This window comes from Brevibacillus brevis (genome assembly GCF_031583145.1).
In the GTDB taxonomy this organism is placed as follows: Bacteria; Bacillota; Bacilli; order Brevibacillales; family Brevibacillaceae; genus Brevibacillus; species Brevibacillus brevis_E.
This window is the reverse complement of sequence record NZ_CP134050.1, coordinates 5,741,089-5,762,873: the sequence shown is the minus strand read 5'-3', so window position 1 is coordinate 5,762,873 and position 21,785 is coordinate 5,741,089. Positions and strand designations below refer to the sequence as shown.

Annotated in this window: 26 protein-coding genes; all 26 read left to right on the top strand. The window is 55.7% G+C overall.

The features are described from left to right. Window positions 1–162: 162 nt before the first annotated feature. The 26 genes from bioA (at window position 163) to nuoK (ending at window position 21,775) form a co-directional block, all read left to right on the top strand. Window positions 163–1,551 carry an adenosylmethionine--8-amino-7-oxononanoate transaminase gene (bioA, locus tag RGB73_RS28405; RefSeq protein ID WP_310766773.1) on the top strand — a complete coding sequence of 463 codons (1,389 nt, stop codon included), beginning with the start codon at window positions 163–165 and terminating at the stop codon, window positions 1,549–1,551. Further along, window positions 1,548–2,291 (top strand): dethiobiotin synthase, encoded by a 744-nt coding sequence (bioD, locus tag RGB73_RS28400; protein WP_310766770.1) that lies wholly within the window; start codon window positions 1,548–1,550, stop codon window positions 2,289–2,291. The genes bioA and bioD overlap by 4 nt, the downstream gene beginning before the upstream one ends. Next, window positions 2,285–3,286, top strand: a complete 1,002-nt coding sequence (bioB, locus tag RGB73_RS28395) for a biotin synthase BioB (protein WP_396136150.1) — start codon at window positions 2,285–2,287, stop codon at window positions 3,284–3,286. Before bioD ends, bioB begins: the two co-directional genes overlap by 7 nt. 13 nt (window positions 3,287–3,299) lie before the next feature. Further along, window positions 3,300–4,490, top strand: coding sequence for an 8-amino-7-oxononanoate synthase (gene bioF, locus RGB73_RS28390; protein WP_310766767.1), 1,191 nt, complete (start codon window positions 3,300–3,302; stop codon window positions 4,488–4,490). After that, window positions 4,491–5,237 carry an alpha/beta fold hydrolase gene (locus tag RGB73_RS28385; RefSeq protein WP_310766765.1) on the top strand — a complete coding sequence of 249 codons (747 nt, stop codon included), beginning with the start codon at window positions 4,491–4,493 and terminating at the stop codon, window positions 5,235–5,237. It abuts the gene before it with no gap. Beyond that, on the top strand, window positions 5,206–6,144 hold the full coding sequence (bioC, locus tag RGB73_RS28380; protein ID WP_310766762.1) for a malonyl-ACP O-methyltransferase BioC: 939 nt from the start codon (window positions 5,206–5,208) through the stop codon (window positions 6,142–6,144). Before RGB73_RS28385 ends, bioC begins: the two co-directional genes overlap by 32 nt. Further along, window positions 6,092–7,282: an acetyl-CoA C-acetyltransferase gene (locus RGB73_RS28375; protein WP_310766760.1), complete on the top strand. Its 1,191-nt coding sequence runs from the start codon at window positions 6,092–6,094 to the stop codon at window positions 7,280–7,282. The genes bioC and RGB73_RS28375 overlap by 53 nt, the downstream gene beginning before the upstream one ends. Before the next feature lie 135 nt (window positions 7,283–7,417). Beyond that, the gene (locus tag RGB73_RS28370; RefSeq protein ID WP_310766757.1) at window positions 7,418–7,627 is read left to right on the top strand and encodes an AtpZ/AtpI family protein; all 210 of its coding nucleotides are present in this window, start codon (window positions 7,418–7,420) and stop codon (window positions 7,625–7,627) included. A gap of 10 nt (window positions 7,628–7,637) precedes the next feature. Continuing rightward, window positions 7,638–8,006 carry an ATP synthase subunit I gene (locus tag RGB73_RS28365; RefSeq protein WP_310766755.1) on the top strand — a complete coding sequence of 123 codons (369 nt, stop codon included), beginning with the start codon at window positions 7,638–7,640 and terminating at the stop codon, window positions 8,004–8,006. Between the two features lie 67 nt (window positions 8,007–8,073). Next, entirely contained in the window at window positions 8,074–8,889 is an 816-nt protein-coding gene (atpB, locus tag RGB73_RS28360) for a F0F1 ATP synthase subunit A (RefSeq protein WP_310766752.1), read from the top strand. 53 nt (window positions 8,890–8,942) lie between these two features. Continuing rightward, on the top strand, window positions 8,943–9,164 hold the full coding sequence (gene atpE / locus RGB73_RS28355) for a F0F1 ATP synthase subunit C (RefSeq protein WP_005831752.1): 222 nt from the start codon (window positions 8,943–8,945) through the stop codon (window positions 9,162–9,164). Between the two features lie 111 nt (window positions 9,165–9,275). Further along, window positions 9,276–9,779, top strand: coding sequence for a F0F1 ATP synthase subunit B (atpF, locus tag RGB73_RS28350; RefSeq protein WP_310766740.1), 504 nt, complete (start codon window positions 9,276–9,278; stop codon window positions 9,777–9,779). Then, window positions 9,776–10,303 (top strand): F0F1 ATP synthase subunit delta, encoded by a 528-nt coding sequence (locus RGB73_RS28345; protein ID WP_310766737.1) that lies wholly within the window; start codon window positions 9,776–9,778, stop codon window positions 10,301–10,303. Before atpF ends, RGB73_RS28345 begins: the two co-directional genes overlap by 4 nt. Before the next feature lie 43 nt (window positions 10,304–10,346). Further along, the gene (atpA, locus tag RGB73_RS28340) at window positions 10,347–11,858 is read left to right on the top strand and encodes a F0F1 ATP synthase subunit alpha (RefSeq protein WP_310766734.1); all 1,512 of its coding nucleotides are present in this window, start codon (window positions 10,347–10,349) and stop codon (window positions 11,856–11,858) included. A gap of 77 nt (window positions 11,859–11,935) precedes the next feature. Then, on the top strand, window positions 11,936–12,799 hold the full coding sequence (atpG, locus tag RGB73_RS28335) for an ATP synthase F1 subunit gamma (RefSeq protein WP_310766731.1): 864 nt from the start codon (window positions 11,936–11,938) through the stop codon (window positions 12,797–12,799). Between the two features lie 49 nt (window positions 12,800–12,848). After that, the gene (gene atpD, locus RGB73_RS28330) at window positions 12,849–14,261 is read left to right on the top strand and encodes a F0F1 ATP synthase subunit beta (RefSeq protein ID WP_310766728.1); all 1,413 of its coding nucleotides are present in this window, start codon (window positions 12,849–12,851) and stop codon (window positions 14,259–14,261) included. A 27-nt stretch (window positions 14,262–14,288) separates the two neighbouring features. Beyond that, the gene (locus RGB73_RS28325; protein ID WP_310766725.1) at window positions 14,289–14,687 is read left to right on the top strand and encodes a F0F1 ATP synthase subunit epsilon; all 399 of its coding nucleotides are present in this window, start codon (window positions 14,289–14,291) and stop codon (window positions 14,685–14,687) included. Window positions 14,688–14,901: 214 nt separating this feature from the next. Continuing rightward, the gene (locus RGB73_RS28320; protein WP_310766724.1) at window positions 14,902–15,642 is read left to right on the top strand and encodes a DUF6042 family protein; all 741 of its coding nucleotides are present in this window, start codon (window positions 14,902–14,904) and stop codon (window positions 15,640–15,642) included. A gap of 391 nt (window positions 15,643–16,033) precedes the next feature. Then, the gene (locus tag RGB73_RS28315) at window positions 16,034–16,405 is read left to right on the top strand and encodes an NADH-quinone oxidoreductase subunit A (protein ID WP_310766721.1); all 372 of its coding nucleotides are present in this window, start codon (window positions 16,034–16,036) and stop codon (window positions 16,403–16,405) included. Beyond that, window positions 16,396–16,914 carry a NuoB/complex I 20 kDa subunit family protein gene (locus RGB73_RS28310; RefSeq protein ID WP_310766718.1) on the top strand — a complete coding sequence of 173 codons (519 nt, stop codon included), beginning with the start codon at window positions 16,396–16,398 and terminating at the stop codon, window positions 16,912–16,914. Before RGB73_RS28315 ends, RGB73_RS28310 begins: the two co-directional genes overlap by 10 nt. After that, on the top strand, window positions 16,911–18,266 hold the full coding sequence (locus tag RGB73_RS28305; RefSeq protein WP_310766715.1) for an NADH-quinone oxidoreductase subunit C: 1,356 nt from the start codon (window positions 16,911–16,913) through the stop codon (window positions 18,264–18,266). The genes RGB73_RS28310 and RGB73_RS28305 overlap by 4 nt, the downstream gene beginning before the upstream one ends. A gap of 3 nt (window positions 18,267–18,269) precedes the next feature. Continuing rightward, window positions 18,270–19,418, top strand: coding sequence for an NADH-quinone oxidoreductase subunit D (locus RGB73_RS28300; RefSeq protein WP_310766712.1), 1,149 nt, complete (start codon window positions 18,270–18,272; stop codon window positions 19,416–19,418). Continuing rightward, window positions 19,418–20,425 (top strand): NADH-quinone oxidoreductase subunit NuoH, encoded by a 1,008-nt coding sequence (gene nuoH / locus RGB73_RS28295; protein ID WP_310766709.1) that lies wholly within the window; start codon window positions 19,418–19,420, stop codon window positions 20,423–20,425. The genes RGB73_RS28300 and nuoH overlap by 1 nt, the downstream gene beginning before the upstream one ends. Before the next feature lie 116 nt (window positions 20,426–20,541). Further along, window positions 20,542–20,955 (top strand): NADH-quinone oxidoreductase subunit NuoI, encoded by a 414-nt coding sequence (nuoI, locus tag RGB73_RS28290; RefSeq protein WP_310766706.1) that lies wholly within the window; start codon window positions 20,542–20,544, stop codon window positions 20,953–20,955. Between the two features lie 2 nt (window positions 20,956–20,957). Further along, window positions 20,958–21,467 carry an NADH-quinone oxidoreductase subunit J gene (locus RGB73_RS28285; RefSeq protein ID WP_310766703.1) on the top strand — a complete coding sequence of 170 codons (510 nt, stop codon included), beginning with the start codon at window positions 20,958–20,960 and terminating at the stop codon, window positions 21,465–21,467. Next, on the top strand, window positions 21,464–21,775 hold the full coding sequence (gene nuoK / locus RGB73_RS28280) for an NADH-quinone oxidoreductase subunit NuoK (RefSeq protein ID WP_310766700.1): 312 nt from the start codon (window positions 21,464–21,466) through the stop codon (window positions 21,773–21,775). Before RGB73_RS28285 ends, nuoK begins: the two co-directional genes overlap by 4 nt. Window positions 21,776–21,785: the final 10 nt, after the last annotated feature.

Below are 21,785 nucleotides of genomic sequence, written 5' to 3'. Positions count from 1 at the left end.
ATGAAAGAACCTCGTTTCTCCGAACGGAGAGGCGGGGTCTTTTTTTGTACAAGTGCAGCCGCAGCTTCGCCAACAGGCCAGCTCAGCCAGGTTTTCTACTTGTCGACAAAAAGGTCTTGATAAAATGTGTTAACCAAATTACTATTTTAGTTAACATTTAAAATGTTAACGAAGGAGTTGATTTGGTTGATTGATTCCCCTGAGCAGCTGGCAGCCAAAAACAAGCAGTATCTCTGGCACCCTTTTACGCAAATGAAAGACTACATAGAGGACGAGCCGCTGATCATCGAGAGAGGCGAAGGAATCAGGCTGTACGATGTCCATGGCAACGCCTATTACGACGGCTTCTCGTCCGTTTGGCTCAATGTTCACGGCCACAATGTCCCGGAGCTGAACCAGGCGATCGTCGAACAGCTGGAAAAAGTCGCTCACTCGACGCTGCTCGGCATGGCCAACGTACCGTCGATTTTGCTGGCGGAGCAACTGATCCGCTTGGCGCCGGAAGGCTTAACCAAGGTGTTCTATTCGGACAACGGGGCTACCGCGGTGGAAATCTCGTTGAAGATGGCGTTCCAGTACTGGCAAAACCGCGGCATCGCCGGCAAACGGTCCTTTGTCACGATGAACAACGCTTACCACGGGGATACCATCGGCGCCACAAGCGTAGGAGCGATCCCGCTCTACCATCAGGTGTACAAGCCGCTCCTGTTCACGCCGTACGTCATTCCCTACCCGTACCCGTACAGGGATGGCGGCGAAGAGGCGGCAGTCGGCAGGATGCTGGATGGCCTGGAGCGGCTGCTGCAGGAAAAGTCCTCCGAGATTGCCGCTTTGATCGTCGAACCGGTCGTCCAGGGAGCGGGCGGCATGATCGTCATGCCGGAGGGCTGTCTGAAGAAGATCGCCGACCTGCTGGCGTCCTACAACGTCTTGCTGATCTGCGACGAAGTAGCGACAGGCTTCGGGCGAACGGGGAAAATGTTCGCCTGCGAGCACGATGGCGTCACGCCTGACATCATGGCGGTGGCGAAAGGGATCACAGGCGGTTACCTGCCGGTGGCGGCCACTCTCGTCAAAGAAAAGATCTACGACGCTTTCTATGCAGACTACGAGGAGCAAAAGACGTTCTTCCACGGGCACTCGTTTACAGGCAATCCGCTTGGATGCGCCGTCGCCCTGGCCAACCTGCGCTTGATGGAGGAGCGGGGGCTGGTGGAGGCGGTCGAGCAGAGGGCAGGGCATCTCGCGCAGCTGCTTTCCCCGCTGTCAGACGAGCGCCACGTCGGGGAGATTCGGCAAAAAGGGCTGATGGTCGGGATCGAGCTCGTGCAAGACAAGGAGACGAAAGAGCCCTACCACTGGAATGAACGCATGGGTGTGCGGGTCTGCAAGCTCGCCAGGAAAAAAGGTCTCTTGACCAGGCCGCTGGGCAATGTGGTCGTCCTGATCCCGCCGCTCGTCTCGACCGACGAAGAACTGGACGCCATGGTGGGCATTCTCGCCGATTCCATCAGAGAGAGTACGCTCGGTACCGAGGGGGGAGCACAGTGAGTTCACAGACCTTCGCCGGCTTGTTTGTCGCCGGCACGGATACGGGAGTAGGCAAGACGATCGCAACGGCAGGTTTGGCGGCCGCCTTGCGGGAGGACGGGCTGGATCTGGGAGTGTGGAAGCCGGTTATGTCAGGAGGGCTTGCAGATGAGGAGGGCAGCGATGCCTGGAGACTCCAGGTCCTCTCTGGCGTAGAGGATGCACGGGAAGAGATCGCTCCGCTGGTGTTTCCCCAGCCGCTCGCACCACTGCTGGCTGCGAGGGCAGCGGGACAGCCGCTCGCGATGGAGGAAATCGTCGCTGGCGGCGAGGTATTGCGGAAGCGGCACCGCTTTCTGCTTGTGGAAGGCGCTGGAGGGCTGGCGGTCCCTCTCACGGAGACCGAGATGATGGTCGACCTGGCTGTCCGGCTGAGGATGCCCCTCCTGCTCGTCGCTCGGGCCGGGCTGGGGACCATCAATCATACGCTGCTTTCCATCTGGTACGCGAGGGAGCGCGGAGTTCCGGTCGCCGGAGTCATTTTGAACGAGGCCGACGCGGATCACGCACATGATGCCAGCCTCGCGAGCAATGCCAGCATGATTGAGCAGGTGGGAGAGACCACCGTCTGGGGCAGCATCCCTAGGCTTCGTGAGCCGATCACCCGCGGGGAGCTGGTATCGAGCTTGCGGGAAAACGTGAACCTCGCCGGGATTCGCTCCTGGCTGGAGATGCAAATGGATGGAGGAGAACCATGGTGATCTATCAGACGAATGGTATCGACTGGACAGCCTATGCCAAAAAGGCGCTGAATCGCGACGTGCTCAGCCGCGAGGAAGCGTTGAGCGTGCTGCACGCAGCCGACGATGAACTGCTTTTGCTGCTGCAAGCGGCTTTTCAGGTCAGAAGGCACTTCTTCGGCAAAAAGGTAAAGCTGAACATGATTTTGAACGCGAAGAGCGGCCTGTGTCCGGAAGATTGCGGATACTGCTCGCAGTCGATCGTTTCCACCGCCCCGATCCCCAAGTATACGATGCTGGACAAGGAAACGTTGCTGGCGGGCGCCAGAGAAGCGCTCAGCCGCAAAGCGGGTACATACTGCATCGTGGCTTCCGGTCGCGGCCCCACTGAAAAGGAGCTGGGACAGGTAATCGAAGCCGTGAAGGAAATTCGGGCGACGATGCCTCTGAAGATTTGCGCCTGTCTGGGGATTCTGAGCGAGGATCAGGCTTCCCGCCTGCAGGAGGCTGGCGTCCACCGGTACAACCACAACCTCAATACCAGCCGATCGAATTACGCCAACATCACGACCACCCACACGTACGATCAGCGGGTGGAAACGGTCGGTACGGTAAAGAAAGCCGGCATGTCGCCTTGCTCCGGCGTCATCATCGGAATGGGCGAGACGGACGAGGAAATCGTCGAGATGGCGTACGCGCTAAGAGAGCTGGATGCGGACTCGATTCCGGTCAACTTTCTCAATGCCATTCCCGGGACGCCGCTGGAGGGTTACGGCAGGACGTTGCCGCAAAAAGCGCTCAAGGTCCTGGCGCTGCTTCGCTTCGTCTGTCCCGACAAGGAAATCCGCGTGGCAGGCGGGCGGGAGGTCAATTTGCGATCCATGCAGCCGTTTGCGCTGTATGCCGCCAACTCGCTGTTTGTCGGCGATTACCTGACGACTGCCGGTCAGGAAATTACGGCGGATCATCACATGATTGAAGACCTCGGCTTCGAAATCGAGCTGTGCGCTTTGTAGGCAGGTGGGCGACATGAGTCGATACGATTGGATGGAGGAAGAATGGGAGCGCCTAAAGAGCGTTTCGCTAGCCCGAAGCATCCGCTCTGTCGATGCCGTGATCGGGGAAGAGGGGACGTGGATCCGTGTGTCCGGCAAATCGTTGCTGAATTTGTCGTCCAACAACTACCTCGGACTTGCGCATGACCCGAGGCTGAAAGCTGCCGCCGTACGGGGAATCGAGGAATGGGGGGCGGGAGCGACCGCCTCCCGTTTCGTGCTCGGCAGCCATGGACTGTATGAGCAGCTGGAACAGCGGCTTGCGGAGTGGAAAGGGAGGGAAGCAGCGCTCGTGTTCGCCAATGGCTACCAGGCCAACACCGGAGTCATATCCGCCTTGGTTGGCCGAGGCGACGCCGTCTTCAGCGATCGGCTGAATCACGCCAGCATCGTGGACGGAATCGTGCTCAGCCGCGCCGAGCATTGCCGCTACCGCCACAACGATATGGAGCATCTGGAATATCTCTTGAAACGCCACCAAGGCGCAAGAAGAAAGCTGATCGTGACAGACACGGTATTTTCCATGGATGGCGATCTGGCTCCGCTCGCCGATCTGGTGGAGCTGAAGCGGCGCTACGGCGCTCTCTTGATGGTGGACGAGGCTCATGCAGGCGGGGTACTGGGGAGAAGCGGCGAGGGGCTGTGCCACGAGCTGGGGCTGTCACGCGAGGTCGACATCATCATGGGGACGTTCAGCAAAGCGTTCGGTTCATACGGGGCCTACGTCTGCGGGGCTACGAGCGTCGTCCGGTATCTGACGTCCAAAGCGCGTTCGCTCATCTATTCGACAGCCTTGCCGCCGTCAGTGCTCGCTTCCATTCATGCCGCGCTGACCATCGTGCAGGAGGAGGGGGAGCGGCGAAAACGCTTGCGGGAGCTGGGCAGCCGGTTTCGGGGGATGCTGCGCGAGCGCGGTTTTTCCGTGGCAGAAGGCCGGACCCCGATCATCCCGCTGGTGCTTGGCGAAAGCGGAGTCGCCCTGCAATACAGCCGCATGCTGGAGGAGCGCGGCATCGCAGCGGTCGCGATCCGGCCGCCTACCGTTCCGGCCGGCACGGCCCGAATTCGCTTCACGGTGATGGCTACCCACACGACGACCGAGCTGGAGTGGGCGGCAGATCAACTGCAACAAATCCGTGCGGAGCTGCAATGGGAGGGACGCTGAATGAGTCGGGAGCGAGCTATGCTGTGGCTGCCGGGATGGGGAATGCCCGATTCCTTTTGGGACAAGGTACGGGAGCGGTTTTCTGCCTTCCAGCACGTCTCACCTGATTTTTCGGGCGTATCGAGGCCGGACGAATTTGCCGAGGCGGTCGAAAAGGAAGTGGGCCTGCTCGGGGCAACTCCCGTGATCGCGATCGGCTGGTCCATGGGCGGGCTATTGGCGCAGCGGCTTGCGGCCCGGCATCAGGTTGCTGGGCTGGTTCTTGTCAGCACGACTGCCCGCTTCGTCCGTTCCCGCGAGGAGCGTACATGCGGATGGACAGATGCCCACCTTCGCAGGATGCAGCGGTCGTTGGCGGAGGATGGCGGAAAGGTGCTGGGGGCTTTTCGCGAAAGCATGCTGACAGACGAGGAACGAAGGCGGGCTGCCCCTATGCTGAGCCAGCGGTCGAGCGGAGAATGGACGCATGCTGCACTCATGGCCGGGCTCTCCTATTTGCGGAAGGAAGACTGCCGCTCTTCGGCTCCGGCGCTTTCCTGTCCGGCCGCGATCGTCCACGGGACAGAGGATGAGATATGCCCGTATGCGGCCGGGGTCGAACTGGCCTCACTCATTCCCGGAGCTAGCCTGTTTCCGGTGGTTGGCGGCGGTCACGTACCTCTCGTATTTCGTCCGGAAATCGTGATCGAAGCAGTAGAAAGGGTGGTAGAGAGCTGTGTGGAAACAGACCGTTTCAAACCGGTTTAGCGAAAAATCGGGCACCTACGATCAGCATGCGCTGGTCCAAAAGGAGATGGCAGAGGAGCTGCTGTCTCATGTACAGGCTGTCGTCGAACCGAAGCAAATCCGGCAGCTCCTGGAGATCGGCTGCGGAACGGGAGAGCTGACCAGGCTGCTGTGCAGATCCTTTCCGGACGCGAACTGCCAGGCGCTCGATCTGGCTTTGGGGATGCTGGAAGAGGCCCGGCGAAAATTGCGGGAGGAAAATCTTTCATGCACGTTTCTGCACGCAGATGTGGAGGAATGGGTGTGGCGGCAGGAAGCGGATTCGCTGGATGCCGTCGTATCGGGGGCATGCTTTCAATGGCTCTCGCAGCCTGGCGTGACTCTCAAGGGATTGGCCGGTCTGCTGAAGCCAGGCGGCCATCTGCTTTTCTCTACGTTCGGACCGGAGACGTTCGCGGAGCTGCATGCGTCGTTCGGCTACGCTCATGCCAGCCTGGGCCAGCCGGCGGTGCGGCACGGACTGACGTTCCACTCTGCGACCGAGTGGAGGTCCATGCTGGCGGCGGCCGGGTTTGAGGATGTGGGGATCTTTTCCCGAAAAGTCGTCCTGAACTACCCGGGAGTCCGGGATTTTCTGCATGCTGTAAAAGCGGTAGGAGCCAGCGCGACCCAGGGCCAGTCCCCGGGGCTGGGAAGCAAGCGGCTGTTGCTGGCGATGATCGAGTGCTATGAGCGAGCTTTCGGTACCTCCGAAGGAATACCGGCCACGTACGATTTGCTGTATATTCGAGCAAGAAGCGGCAGGAATTCGGGTGAGAAACATGGAATGATAGGAAGGTTGGCTAACTTGATTAATTCCGGGGAGTGTATCGAATATGGCTCAAAAAGAAATCGTCATTGCCAGTGCCGTTCGCACTGCGATTGGTAGTTTTCAAGGCTCGCTGTCCAATGTAAGCGCTACAAAGCTGGGCGGAATCGTGCTGGAAGCAGCTCTGGAGCGCGCAGGCGTAGCCAAGGATGCGGTCGATGAGGTCATCATGGGGAACGTCCTGCAGGCAGGACTTGGGCAAAATCCAGCCCGTCAGGCGTCGATACAGGCCGGATTGGCAAATGAAGTCCCGTCTATGACGATAAACAAAGTATGCGGTTCCGGTCTGAAGGCCGTCCACCTGGCGGTTCAGGCGATTGTGAGCGGCGATTCCGATGTGGTGCTGGCGGGCGGCATGGAAAACATGAGCCAGGCGCCGTACCTCCTGGAAGGCGCTCGAAACGGCTTCCGAATGGGCGACCAGAAAGTCGTGGATTCGATGATTCGCGACGGCCTGTGGTGCGCATTCAACGACTACCACATGGGCATCACGGCGGAAAATCTGTGCAGCAAGTTCGAGATCAGCCGCGAGGAGCAGGACGAGTTCGCCGCATGGAGCCAGCAAAAGGCACAGAAGGCGCTCGAGTCCGGCCGCTTCCAAGACGAGATCGTTCCGGTCGCTATTCCGCAGAGAAAAGGCGACCCTGTGCTGTTCACTGTGGATGAATTCCCGCGGGCCGGCGTGACCGCAGAAGCGCTGTCCAAGTTGAAGCCTGCCTTCAAGAAAGACGGTACGGTGACGGCCGGAAATGCTTCGGGCATCAACGACGGTGCGGCGGCGCTGCTGATCATGTCGAAAGAAAAGGCGGACGAGCTGGGAGTCAAGCCTCTGGCGCGCATCATCGCAAACGCCAGCGCGGGCGTGGACCCGAGCATCATGGGATACGGACCTGTACCGGCGACGCAGCGGGTGCTGGAAAAGGCAGGAGTGTCCCTTTCCGATATCGACCTGATCGAAGCCAACGAGGCTTTCGCGGTTCAATCGCTCTCGGTCGGCAAAGCCCTCGGCTTCGATCCGGAAAAGGTAAATGTGAACGGTGGAGCGATCGCTCTCGGCCATCCGATCGGCGCAAGCGGGGCGCGCATATTAGTTACACTTGTGCACGAATTGCAAAAGCGCGATGGGGTAAAATATGGGTTAGCGACTCTTTGCATTGGCGGTGGACAGGGAGTCGCCACGATTATTGAAAAAATCTAGTGTTTTCAATTGTGAACGCTTTGTGTACAGACCGAAGCGAACGTTGACAAAGGGAATAATTCTTCGTTAATATGGATGAGGGCAAAGGGGCACTTGACACCAGCCCTCTCCTTATGTATGAAAGGAGAATGTCCTGTGTCGAAAATCGATAATCCTTGGCGAGCCATCACGCTGGTCACCCTGATTGGTGTCGATATGGCAATTTGTGTCGTTGCAGGGGTATATCTGGGCAAGTACCTGGATGGACTTTTCGCTTCCAATCCGCTTTTTCTGATGATTGGACTGCTCGCAGGATTAGGTATAGGCGTGTACAGCGTCTACCGCATTGTTCGCGGGTACCTCTAGGAGATGGGACATGCAAACGTTTTCTTCGGCAATGCGAGCCACTTTTCGCTATGCCTTTTTCAGTATGGCAGCCGCTGCGATACTCTGGGCGGTGTTGCCATCATATCGCTTGTTTTTGCAGAGCCTCCTGCTCGGGATGGCTTGTAGTCTGGTGAATGGGACTGTCCTCTTCAGCAAAACCTGGCGTATCGGTCAGATGGCTGTAGATCCGAATGTACGGCCTAAAGGGACTGGCATGCTACAACGCCTCATCGTCGCGGGGTTTGCTGTCTTCCTGACGATGCGTTTTCCCCACTTGTTTGGACTTGCTGGCGTATTGATAGGATTGTTTCTTTTTCAGGCTCTCAGCTTTTTTTTCGTGTATCGCTCCTTTAAATAGATATCAGGCTTTTTCTTAAAACATGCACGCTTGAAACATACTCGCGCGGAAGAAAGGGGTGAAATACATGCATTATTCTCTGCGATTTGAATGGTTGGGCATGGTATTTGACATCTCCACTATTCTCATGATTCTGGTAACCTCTCTGGTGGTGCTCTTCCTGTGTATCGGGATGACCCGCAGCCTGACCTCCGCTACTCCTAGCGGCGCGCAAAACGTGATGGAATGGATTGTGGACTTCGTCACCGGTATCACCAAGAGCTACATCTCTCCGAAGAAAGCTGCGGGTTTTGTAGCCTTGGCGCTCACGTTGTTCCTGTACATCTTCCTGGGCAACCAGCTAGGTCTATTGCTCAACGTGAATACGGCTCACCACAACGCTCCTGGCCACGAGGTTAGCCAAAAATTCGTCGACATGCTGACCGTCTCCACCAATGATCAAATGAAGCAGCAAAAGGTGGCGAAGGTCGAAGAAGAGTTGAACTCGACTGATCCGCACGCGCATGGCGTAGTCATTGGTTGGTGGAAATCGCCTACCGCAACGCCGAGCGTGACATTCGCTCTGGCACTCATCGTTCTTCTGTACGCTCATTACCTGGGAATCAAGAAGAGCTTTGGTGGTTGGCTGAAACATACATTCCTGAACCCGATTCACATTCTCGAGGAGTTCATCATCAAACCGCTGACGCTTCCTTTGCGTCTATTCGGTAACATCTTCGCAGGTGAGGTCTTGATTGCCTTCCTGCTGAGTGTAGGAATCTTCGGTAGCATTCCGCTGTTCATCTGGCTGGGCTACTCCGTGTTCGTCGGTTCCGTACAGGCGTTCATTTTCACGACACTTGCGATGGTGTACATCTCGCAACAAGTGAACGAAGATCATTAATCGGCAATTTCCGTATTTCATTCTTTTTCACACACTAAGGAGGTTTTTAAACAATGGAAGGTTTGGCTCTTGCAATCGGTATCGTATTTGGTCTTGCTGCTCTTGGCGCGGCAATCGGTAACTCCCTGGTAATTTCTCGTACAATTGAAGGCGTAGCTCGCCAACCTGAAGCGCGTGGCAACCTGATGGGTCTCATGTTCCTGGGTCTCGGTCTGGTAGAGGCAGTTCCGATTATCGCTGTTGCGATTGGTTTCATCCTCTTCGGTCGTATGTAAGGCGAGCAACGGAAACGATAGGCGGGCGCTTGATACCCGCCTCTATTTTTGGATGGAGCGGTTTTAATCCGTGAAGATACATCTTTCTTTTTGCAGGAAGGAGTGAAACGAATGCTCGACTTTGGTGCCGTGTCCCTGGAATGGGGAACGCTGTTAACCCAAGCAATTGTATTCTTGTTGTTGCTTTTGGCAGTTCGTAAATTCGCTATGGGTCCGATCGTGGCCATGATGGAAAAACGCCGTCAGCATATTGAAAATCAAATCTCCTCGGCTGAGAAGAACCGCAATGAAGCGGAAGCACTGCTGGCCGAGCAACGCCGTGTGCTGGACGAAGCACGCGCAGAATCCAAAGCGATCATCGACCGCGCGACGAAGCAAGCGTCTGATGAAGCTGGCAAAATCGTAGCCGAGGCGCAAGCTGCAACCGAGCGCATGAAAGCGGAAGCAAGCGCAGAGCTGGCTCGCGAGGTTGAAAAGGCAAAATTGGAGCTGCGTCAGCAAATGACCAGCCTTTCCGTACTCTTGGCTTCCAAGATCATCGAGAAAGAACTGGACGAAGCAGCGCAGAAATCTACGGTTGACAAATTCCTCGCTCAAGTGGGAGATCGCCTATGAGTAGCGGTGTAGGAAAGCGTTATGCTCGCGCTCTCTTCGATGTGGCGAGCGAGCGTGGCAAGATCGATCAGGTGGAAGCAGACCTTGGCGCGATCGTGCAAGCTGTGGAGCAGAATGCCGATCTGAGCAAGATCATCAGCCATCCGCACATTGCTGCTGATGCGAAAATCAAGCTGGTAGACGACCTGTTCAAGAGCCATGTAGGGGAAGAAAGCTACAATTTCCTCATCGTGCTGATCCAAAACGGACGGGAAGCTCAGCTTGCGGATATCTATCGTTCCTTTGTGAAGCTGGCAAACGATGCGCGCGGCATTGCCGATGCCATCGTCACGAGCGCAAAGCCGCTCACTTCCGAAGAACAAGCGGAGTTGGCGGAGAAATTCGGCCAAACCTTGAATAAAAAGCTGCGTTTGACGGCTGTGGTAGATCCTACCATCCTCGGAGGCATCGTGATCAAGATCGGTGACCGCCTGTACGACGGCAGCCTGAAGACCAAGCTGGAAACCTTTGCGCATCAGGCGTAAAGTTCGGTGGACTTACGAAGTTGGATGAATGGGGTGAAAGTAAGTGAGTGCAATCAGACCAGAAGAGATTAGCTCCCTCATCAAAGAGCGGATCGCTAACTTTAAATCTGAAATCGAAGTTGTGGATGTAGGAACAGTCATCCAGGTAGGTGACGGTATCGCCCGCGTTCACGGTTTGGAAAAGGCCATGCAAGGGGAGCTCCTCGAGTTCCAAAATGGCGTAATGGGTATGGTACTCAACTTGGAAGAAGACAACGTGGGTGTCGTTATTATGGGACCTTTCCGCGACATTAAGGAAGGCGATACCGTAAAACGTACCGGCCGCGTAATGGAAGTACCAGTAGGGGATGCGCTGCTCGGCCGCGTAGTAAACCCGCTGGGTCAACCGCTTGACGGCCAAGGCCCTATCGCAAATGACGGATACCGTCCGGTAGAGAGCCCAGCTCCAGGCGTAATGGCTCGTAAATCCGTACACGAACCGCTGCAAACGGGTATCAAAGCGATCGACGCGATGATTCCTGTAGGCCGCGGACAGCGCGAGCTGATCATTGGCGACCGTCAAACAGGTAAAACCGCTGTGGCGCTCGACACGATCATCAACCAAAAAGGCCAAAACATGATTTGTATCTACGTGGCAATCGGCCAAAAGCAATCCACTGTTGCCAACATCGTAGAAACCCTGCGCAAAGCAGGCGCTTTGGAGTACACCATCATCGTATCCGCTACGGCTTCCGATCCGGCTCCAATGCTGTACCTGGCTCCGTACACCGGTGTAACCATGGCGGAATACTTCATGTACAAAGGACAGCACGTCCTCTGCGTATACGATGACCTGTCCAAACAGGCAGCCGCATACCGCGAAATGTCCCTGTTGCTCCGTCGTCCTCCAGGCCGCGAAGCTTACCCAGGTGACGTATTCTATCTGCACTCCCGTTTGCTGGAGCGCGCTGCGAAACTGTCCGATGAGCTGGGCGCTGGTTCCATTACCGCTCTGCCGTTCATCGAGACCCAAGCGGGCGACATCTCCGCTTACATTCCAACCAACGTGATCTCCATCACCGACGGTCAGATCTTCCTGGAGACAGACTTGTTCAACGCAGGTCAACGTCCAGCGGTGAATACCGGTCTCTCCGTATCCCGCGTAGGTGGTTCGGCGCAAATCAAGGCGATGAAAAAGGTAGCGGGTCCACTCAAGCTCGAGTTGGCGCAATACCGTGAGCTCGCCGCTTTCGCCCAGTTCGGTTCCGATCTGGACAAAGCGACCCAAGCTCGTCTGATCCGCGGTGAGCGCTTGATGGAAATCATGAAGCAAGGCCAATTCGATCCAATGCCTGTCGAGAAGCAAGTCGCTTCTATCTATACAGCAACAAGAGGTTTCCTGGATGACATTCCAGTTGGCGACGTAGGCCGCTTTGAGAAGGAGCTTTTGTCCTATCTGGATTCCAACAAACCACAATTGTTGGAGCATATCCGCACGACGAAAGACCTCCCGGATGAAAAAGAATTGAACGCAGCGATTGAAGAGTTCAAGAAGGGCTTTCAAGTAACTCGCTAATCGCGAACGATTGATCGACATCAGACGCATGCCGGGCGACAGCGCTCGGCCATGCGTCCTCAAGGTGGTGAAAACGAGTGGCTAAAGGAATACGTGAGATCAGAAGCAGAATCAAAAGTACGAAAAATACGCGCCAAATCACGAAAGCGATGAAAATGGTGGCGGCTGCAAAGCTTCGCCGCAACCAGGAGAAAGCGGAGGCGGCACGTCCGTACGCTGACAAGATCCAGGAGGTCATTTCCAGCATTGCGAGCGGAACGACCGGTTCCAAGCATCCGATGCTGCAATCCCGTCCTGTGAAAAAGACCGGCTACATTGTCATCACGTCTGACCGCGGCCTCGCAGGGGGCTACAACGCCAACATCCTGCGTGCCGTGACAGGGACCGTCGCTGAAAAGCACAAGTCCAAGGACGAGTACGGCATTTTCGTTATTGGCCGCAAAGGTCGCGACTTTTTCCAAAAGCGCAATTATCCGGTGCTCGAAGAAGTGACGGGTCTGCCGACCAGCCCGGCCTTTGGCGACATCAAGAAAATTGCAGCGGCGGCCGTTCAAATGTTCGCAGATGAGCAAATTGACGAGCTGTACCTGTGCTACAACAAGTTCCAGAGTGCAATTTCGCAGATACCGACCGTAAAACGTTTGCTGCCGTTGGAAGCTCCCGAGAGCACAGGCGAGCGCAAACTGAATTACGAATATGAGCCGTCCTCGGAAGAAGTACTGGCCAACCTGCTGCCGAAATACGCGGAGACGCTGGTGTACAGCGCGCTTCTCGAAGCGAAGGCTTCTGAAGAAGGTTCCCGTATGACTGCAATGGGCAATGCGACGGACAACGCGACCGACATGATCAACCGCTACACGTTGCAGTACAACCGTGCCCGTCAGGCAGCCATTACGCAAGAGATTTCCGAGATCGTCGCAGGTGCAAACGCACAGGCGTAAGGTGCAGCGAATAGCTCCCAATTCAGCTTTACAGGAGGGAAGAAGTAAGATGGCGAATGGACGCGTGGTTCAGGTAATGGGTCCGGTTGTTGACATCGAGTTCGATCGTGGACACCTGCCTGCCATTTACAATGCGATCAAAATTCAACATAAAGCACAAAGCGCGGGCGAGCGCGACATCGATTTGACTGTCGAGGTTGCGACTCACCTGGGTGACAACCTGGTTCGTACCGTAGCGATGTCTTCCACCGACGGTTTGGTTCGTGGCATGGAAGCTGTCGACACCGGTGCAGCTATTTCCGTTCCGGTGGGTGCCGTAACCCTTGGACGCGTATTCAACGTACTGGGCGAGCCGATCGACTTGCAAGAGCTGGGTCAAGTAGATCGTCGCGACCCGATTCACCGCAAAGCTCCTGAGTTCGTAGAGCAAGCGACTACTGTTGAGATCCTTGAGACAGGAATCAAGGTTATTGACCTCTTGGCTCCTTACATCAAGGGTGGTAAGATCGGTCTGTTCGGTGGTGCGGGTGTAGGTAAAACCGTTACCATTCAAGAGCTGATCAACAACATCGCACAAGAGCACGGCGGTATTTCCGTATTCGCTGGTGTAGGGGAGCGTACCCGTGAAGGTAACGACCTGTACCACGAGATGAAAGACGCAGGCGTATTGCCGAAAACCGCGATGGTATTCGGACAAATGAACGAACCGCCTGGCGCGCGTCTGCGCGTAGCTCTGACCGGTCTGACTATGGCGGAATACTTCCGTGATGAAGAAGGCCGCGACGTGCTTCTGTTTATCGACAACATCTTCCGCTTTACCCAAGCAGGTTCCGAAGTATCCGCTCTCTTGGGCCGCATGCCGTCCGCGGTAGGTTACCAGCCGACACTGGCTACCGAAATGGGTCAGCTGCAAGAGCGCATTACTTCCACCAAAAAAGGTTCCGTAACGTCCATTCAGGCGATTTACGTACCTGCGGATGACTACACCGACCCGGCTCCTGCAACTACGTTTGCTCACTTGGACGCTACCACCAACCTGGAGCGTTCCATCGCCGAGTTGGGTATCTTCCCTGCGGTAGACCCGCTTGCGTCCACTTCCCGTGCCCTGTCTCCGGACGTCGTAGGCCAAGAACACTACGATGTAGCGCGTGGCGTGCAAAAAATCCTGCAGCGTTACAAAGAACTGCAAGATATCATCGCAATCTTGGGTATGGACGAACTGAGCGACGAGGACAAGCAAGTAGTTGGACGCGCACGCCGCATTCAACGTTTCCTGTCCCAGTCCTTCCACGTTGCTGAGCAGTTCACCGGTAACCCAGGCCAATACGTTCCGCTGAAAGAAACGGTTCGCAGCTTCAAGGAAATCCTGGAAGGCAAGCACGACAATCTGCCTGAGGGTGCGTTCCTGTACGTGGGAACCATCGAAGAAGCCGTTGAGAAAGCGAAAAAAATGATGGCGTAAGACACCCTGGAAAGGGGAGACCAGTAAGTGAGCAAGATGACAGTTGAAGTCGTAACTCCTGAACGGGTTGTCTACAGCGGTCAAGCCGAAATGGTCATTGCCCGCGGTGTAGTTGGGGATCTCGGTATTTTGCCGAATCACATGCCGTTGGTGAGCCCGCTGAAAACAGCGCCAGTTCGGATCAAGACAGAAGGCGAAAAAGAAGTACGGATGGCGGTAAGCGGCGGCTTCATGGAAGTGCGCGGCGATAAAGTCACGATCCTTGCTGAAACGGCTGAATTGCCGGGAGACATCGACGTCGAACGTGCACAGGCTGCGAAAGCTCGCGCCGAGAAGCGTTTGGCCGAGAAGTATCCCGACCTCGATTTCCAGCGTGCCGAGCGTGCACTGCAACGTGCGATGGCTCGCCTCGATGTGACGAAGTAATGCAATAGGCTGGCATCCCCGCGCCCACGTGGCTGCGGGGATTTTTCGTACCAAGGCAATGCACTGGGAGTGTTTGGGGTCATGATATTTCCAGTTGGTAATTGCCTATGGTTTCTGTGTATAATAGACCTAATGCCCTGCCGACTAGCGTATTGTATGGATGACATCGGGATGAAGCGGCATTGGCTATTGGGGAAAAAGGAGAGTAGTAGGAATGCAAACCATTCGCGATATCCGCCACAACAACGAAGGCGTAGTGATTCCCAGCAGCTATGCGGCCAACGGTTGGTCCAGCGTGCTGTCTCATGAAATGAACGTATTGTTCCAAGCGCTCTGCTATGTCGTTACGAAGCATGAAACCAAAGCGGAAATGGAAAAGGCCTTGGATGATTTCAATGCATTGAAGGGTACCTTTGCTACGCCGACACCAGAGCAATTCAAATCCGAAGAGGACTTCAAAGGCTACGTGAACTCGCTGAACCGTTTCAAAGCGTTCCTGGGCCGTTCCAATTACGAATATCCAGCTAACCGCGAAGAGGCGATCGAGCTGTTCAGCAAATGGGGACTGCTTATCGACAAAGGCGATGTGTGGGATGTTCCGGTGTACCCGTTCCCGGACGCCGCAGACCTGTTCAAGCTGACCGATGCGGAATCGCTGGCGCTTGCACACATCAAGCTGGAAGCGCTGGTTCACCCGGTCTTCAGCCGTCTGGTCATGATGCTGCATGAACAAGAAGAAAACACGTTCCACCTCTCCAAGGGTGAGCTGAAGAGCATGCTGAATACCAACGACGAGATGCTCACGGAAGTATTGATCAAGCTGACCCCTTATCTGGAGGAAGCCGTCGAGAACATCCTGGAGATTCCGGAAGACGAAAAGATGACCTTTACGGTCGTATGGGAGCGCGTATACGAGGACTTCCTCGGCGAGCAATTCTCCCAAAACGTACAGTAACGACATACAGGATGATCAGACAAGTTTATTCGTTTGGTCATCAATTGATGATGGAAAAACTTAGGGAAACTCCCCTGAGTTTTTTTCTTTATATGGCACGGCAGGAAGCCTTTCGTTAGACACTTTTTAGGCAATTTGCTATAATGGTAAAGGTATTTTTTTCTAATCGAATCAGATTGTAGCACTTCGCTGCTGCATGGTCTGATTCAGCAAGGATGGGCATCCGCCAATCGCGGTTCTGCATCCTTGGGCAGGCTTCGACCAGTATCAGAAGGCGCCTTTTGCACGACCTACATCAGAATACTGCAGGCAGTAACCCTTTGTGGCAGTCTCCACTCCATAGAGGGCAGGCAATGGATTCATACCTTTCACGAAAGCGGAGGGAATGTGGGTGAATGACATCTATACCAACAATTATGTCATTGTCGCCATCTTTTTGATCCTTGGTGTGTTATTGCCCGTGGCTACTGTGAGCTTCGTCGGTCCGCTGCTACGTCCCAAGAAACCGACGCGAGAGAAGCAAACCACTTATGAAAGCGGTAACATTCCGGTCGGTGACAGTTGGGTACGCTTCAATGTGAAGTATTACATCTTTGCGCTCATGTTTGTGATTTTCGATGTAGAAACGCTCTTTCTGTACCCGTGGGCCGTCGCCTACAACAAGCTGGGTCTGTTTGCGTTAGTGGAGATGGTCATCTTTATATCCTTGCTGGTAGTGGGATTGATCTACGCGTGGAGAAAGAAGGTGCTGGAATGGAACTAGACCTGACAAGCATTGCGCCTGAATTGCAAGAGGAGCTGGATCGAAACGTCATGTTCACGACGTTGGAGACGGTAAAGGGATGGGTTCGCAGCAACTCCCTCTGGCCGCTTACTTTCGGCCTCGCCTGTTGTGCGATCGAAATGATGGGATCAGGTGGAGCACGCTACGACCTCGACCGTTTTGGAGTGATTTTCCGTGCTTCCCCGAGACAATCCGATGTGATGATCGTGGCGGGCACGGTTACGAAAAAGATGGCGCCGCTGCTCCGCAGGCTGTACGACCAAATGCCGGAGCCGAAATGGGTCATCGCGATGGGCTCCTGTGCGACTGCGGGCGGACCATATGTGCGTTCGTACAGCGTAGTGAAAGGCGTAGACCAAATCGTTCCGGTAGACGTGTACATCCCGGGCTGCCCGCCAAATCCAGCTGCATTGATATACGGAATCAACAAGCTGCAAGAAAAGATTCGCTATGAGGCGAAGACTGGGAAGCGGGTGACCAGTCAATGAGCGACGAGAAAAAGAAGCCAACGCCGGAGGAAAAGGCGAAGGCGGCAGCCGAGGCCCGCGCCAAGGCCGAAGCTTTGCGAAAATTAAGAGAACAGGAGAGCGCGGGAGCTGCCGAGGCAGAAAAGCAGCCGGCTGCCCAGTGGGGGCCAGCTTCTGCTCAGGATGAACCGGCTCATGAAGCGTCTGCCCAGGCCGAACCAGCCCCGTCGAAGCCGGTGTCGGAAATGACGCCGGAGGAAAAGAAGGCAGCAAAAGCTGCTGCAGCGGCGGAAGCACTGGCGAAGGCTAAGGCCGCGAAGGAAGCCAAGGAAGCGTCTGCCCAGGCCGAAACGGCTTCAGCCCCGTCGAAGCCGGTGTCGGAAATGACGCCGGAGGAAAAGAAAGCGGCAAAAGCTGCTGCAGCGGCGGAGGCACTGGCGAAGGCCAAGGCCGCGAAGGAAGCCAAGGAAGCGGCTGCCCAGGCCGAAACGGCATCAGCCCCGTCGAAGCCGGTGTCGGAAATGACGCCGGAGGAAAAGAAAGCGGCAAAAGCTGCTGCAGCGGCGGAGGCACTGGCGAAGGCCAAGGCCGCGAAGGAAGCCAAGGAAGCGGCTGCCCAGGGCTCTGAAACGGGCGGTGCGGATGCCGATGCCAAGGCGAAGGCAGCTGCGGCGGCCAAAGCAAAAGCGGCAGCAGCCGCAGCAGCGAAGGCAAAGGCGGCTCGCGAAGCAGGCGGAGCCGGTGCTGAGACAGGAGATGCAGGGGGAGACGATGCGAAAGCGAAAGCAGCTGCCGCAGCCAAAGCCAAGGCGGCCGCAGCAGCCGCTGCGAAAGCGAAAGCGGCAGGGACAGCGGATGGCGACGGAGCTGCCGAAGCTGCCCCCAAGGCTCCTTCCAAAAACCAGCCCTTCCTCGACAAGTACGTCGCCCGTCTGAACGAAGCATTCGGGCCGGAGATCCTTGAAGCAGCCTACATCAACGAGCTGGCGAAGGAAGTACCGACCCTCGTGGTCAAAACCGACCGCTGGCACGATGTGGCTCGTTACTTGAAAGAAGACGAGCAGCTGGGCTTTGACTATTTGTCCGACCTGCACGGAGTCGATTACGAAGATCGCATGGAGGTCTATTACCATTTTTACTCCTACAAAAATCGGCAAAGCGTGGCAGTAAAGGTCAAGACGAGCCGGGAGAATGCGACAGTCCCATCCGTCGTGGACATCTGGCAGGGGGCGAACTGGAACGAGCGGGAGACATTCGACCTTCTCGGCATTCATTTCCCGGGACATAGAGATTTGCGTCGAATTTTGCTTCCCGATGACTGGGTGGGCTATCCGTTGCGAAAAGATTACGTGCAATACGACGAGGAGGTTTAATCGATGAACCAGAACATCCTCACGACTCAGGGCATGACCTCACCCGATACCGGCATTCGCACGGAGGAGATGCTGCTCAACGTAGGTCCCCAGCATCCCAGTACGCACGGTGTGTTTCGCCTGGTCGTCAAGATCGACGGGGAAACCATCAGGGAAGCCATCCCGGTCATGGGCTATCTCCATCGCGGTACGGAAAAGCTGGCGGAAAACCTGACCTATACGCAAATCATCCCGTATACAGATCGGATGGACTACGTGTCCGCCATGACCAATAACTACGTGCTCTGCCATGCGGTAGAGACGATGATGGGATTGGAAATTCCCGAGCGTGCGCAGTTTCTGCGGCTGATCGCGATGGAGCTCAACCGCGTGGCTAGCCATTTGGTCTGGTGGGGGACTTATCTGCTCGACATCGGGGCGATGGGCCCGTTTCTCTACGCTTTCCGCGATCGGGAAAAGATCCTCGACCTGTTCAACGAGCTGTGCGGCGCACGAATGACCTTTAACTACATGCGGGTAGGCGGGGTCAAATGGGACGCCCCTCCCGGCTGGATCGACAAGGCGAAGGATTTCGTGCAATACATGAAAAGCGAGCTGCCCAACTACCATCAGCTGGTGACCGGAAACGAAATTTTCATCAGCCGGATCAAGGGAATCGGGAAATTCGACGCCAAGACAGCACTGGATTATTCGCTTTCCGGCGTCATGCTCCGTTCGACCGGCATCAAGTGGGATTTACGGAAAGACGAACCGTACTGCATTTACGACCGCTTCGAATTCGACGTCCCGACCGCGACCGAGGGAGATTGCATGGCGCGCTACCATCTGCGCATGGCGGAGATCGAACAGTCGCTTCGCATTCTTGAGCAGGCGCTCGATCAATTTCCGAGCGAGGGAGAAGTCATGGGAAAAGTACCGCGCGTCATCCGTCCGCCGGCAGGTGAAACGTACGTGCGTATCGAATCCCCTCGAGGAGAGATCGGCTGTTACATAGCCAGCCAGGGTAAGGATAAGCCGTGGAGGCTGAAGTTCAGACGCCCTTCGTTTACCAATTTGCAAATCCTGCCCAAGCTGCTTGCGGGAGAAAGCCTGGCAAACATGATTGCCATCCTGGGCAGTATCGACATCGTGCTTGGGGAGGTTGACTGTTAATGAGGGAACTCTTGCAGCAAGCACCTTCATGGGGAACGACTTTTTGGTTCATTCTGGCGGCGGTCATCCTGCTGGCCGTACTGCTGGGATTCGTGACCTACGCCATTTACTTCGAACGGAAAGTGATCGGATGGATGCAGCTTCGGATCGGTCCCAACCGGGTAGGTCCGTTGGGACTGCTGCAAACGGTCGCAGACGTCACCAAGCTTTTGATCAAAGAAGACACGCGCCCGGAGCATGCCGATAAAGCTTTGTTTACGCTGGCGCCGATCCTGGCTTACGCGCCGGCCTTCGCGGTGTTGGCCGTCATGCCGTTTACGGACAGCATTCAGTTCGCCGACCTGGGAATCGGCATCCTGTACTACATTGCGCTTTCCGGGATCACGGTGCTGGGTGTCATTACGGCGGGATGGGCTTCGAACAACAAGTATTCGCTGATCGGGGGTCTCCGCTCCGCTGCGCAGATGATCAGCTATGAAGTCCCGCTGGTCATGTCCGTGGTGGGGATCGTCCTGATGACGGGCAGTATGAATCTCAGGGAAATTGTCTTGGCACAGCAGGATGTCTGGAACATCGTTCCGCAGTTTATCGGATTTGTGGTATTTGTCGTGGCGGCACAGGCGGAGCTGAATCGTACGCCGTTCGACCTGCCGGAGGCCGAATCGGAGTTGGTTGCAGGCTATCACGTCGAATACTCCGGCTTCCGCTTCGCGATGTTCATGCTCGCCGAGTACGTGTACATGTTCGGGATGGGGACGCTGATCACCATCTTGTTCCTGGGCGGTTGGCTGCCGATTCATCCGGCGCTCAGCTTCATCCCGGGAATTGTCTGGTTCATCCTGAAGTTTTCCCTCTACGTCTTCTTTCAGTTCTGGTTGCGTGCCACGATGCCGCGCATGCGTGTCGACCAGCTGATGTCGTTCGCCTGGAAAGTGCTCCTGCCCGTGGCGCTGTTTAACATTCTGCTCACAGCCGTCGTCATCTCCTATCAGAATGGCACGCTGTAGCCAGCTGTCTGCTGGATCGCAGCAACATTCGGTAAGAGGCCGGGTTTTGCATTTCATCGCGTAGGCTCGCCAAAGGCTTGGCGCAGCGAAGTTCTCATATCTGAGGGGGGACACACATGCTAGGACTGGCCAAGGGCCTGGGATATACCTTTAAAAAACTGACCGAGAAAAAAGTGACCCATTTTTATCCGGATGTTCCGTTTCCCATGCCGCCGCGGTTCCGCGGTATCCAGCACTTTTCCCCGGAGAAGTGCATTGTTTGCAACCAGTGCGCGCGGATTTGCCCGACTGAGTGCATTCAACTGACAGGCAAGCCTCATCCCGATCCTGAAAAGAAAGGGAAAATCATCGACACCTACGATATCAACTTCGAAATCTGCATCCTTTGCGACTTGTGCACAGAGGTTTGCCCGACGGAAGCGATCGTAATGACCAACAACTTCGAGCTTGCGACCTACAGCCGGGACGAATTGTACAAAAACCTGAAGTGGCTCGATGACAACAATACGAACGTCAGGGAGGAGAACTAGCGATGACTGGCGAATTCGCAGCCTTTTTTATCCTTTCCCTGATGACGATCGGCGGAGCCGTGTTCATGATCAGCTTCACCCGCGTCGTGCACATGGTGATTTCGCTCGGCATTACCTTTATCAGTATCGCAGGGCTTTTCGTTCTCGTCGGGGCGGATTTCGTCGGTGTGGCTCAGGTGCTCGTCTACTCGGGAGCCATCTCCATTTTGATGCTGTTCGGGATCATGCTGACCAAGCACGACGCCAACGACGAAGGAACAGGGCGCACGTGGAAGAACCGGTTTATCCTCTTGTTTATCGTCGTGGTGTTTGCCCTGTTGTTCTGGGGGATCCAAAACACGCCGTGGCCCGCATCGACGCCGCCTGTCGCCTCCGAGGCAAGCAATGCGAAAGAAATCGGCCTTGCGGTATTCACCGAATATGTAATTCCGTTCGAACTGGTATCTGTCTTGCTGCTGGTCGCCTTGATCGGAGCGATCATCATGGCAAAGAAGGAGGGGGATAACGAATGACGGTAAGCATTACCTCCTATCTCCTGGTCGCATTGATCCTCTTTTGCGTCGGATTGTACGGGGCATTGACCAAGCGCAACGCCATCGTTGTTTTGCTGTCGATCGAGCTCATGCTGAACGCGGTGAACATCAATCTCGTCGCCTTCTCCAAATACGGCCTGCACCCGGCGGTCACCGGGCAGATTTTCACCCTGTTTTCCATGACGGTCGCAGCGGCCGAGGTGGCTCTGGGACTCGCCATTTTGATTGCTCTTTACCGCAACAAGGAAACCGTCAACGTAGACGAGATGGATCAGATGAAACGATAAGATGGAAACC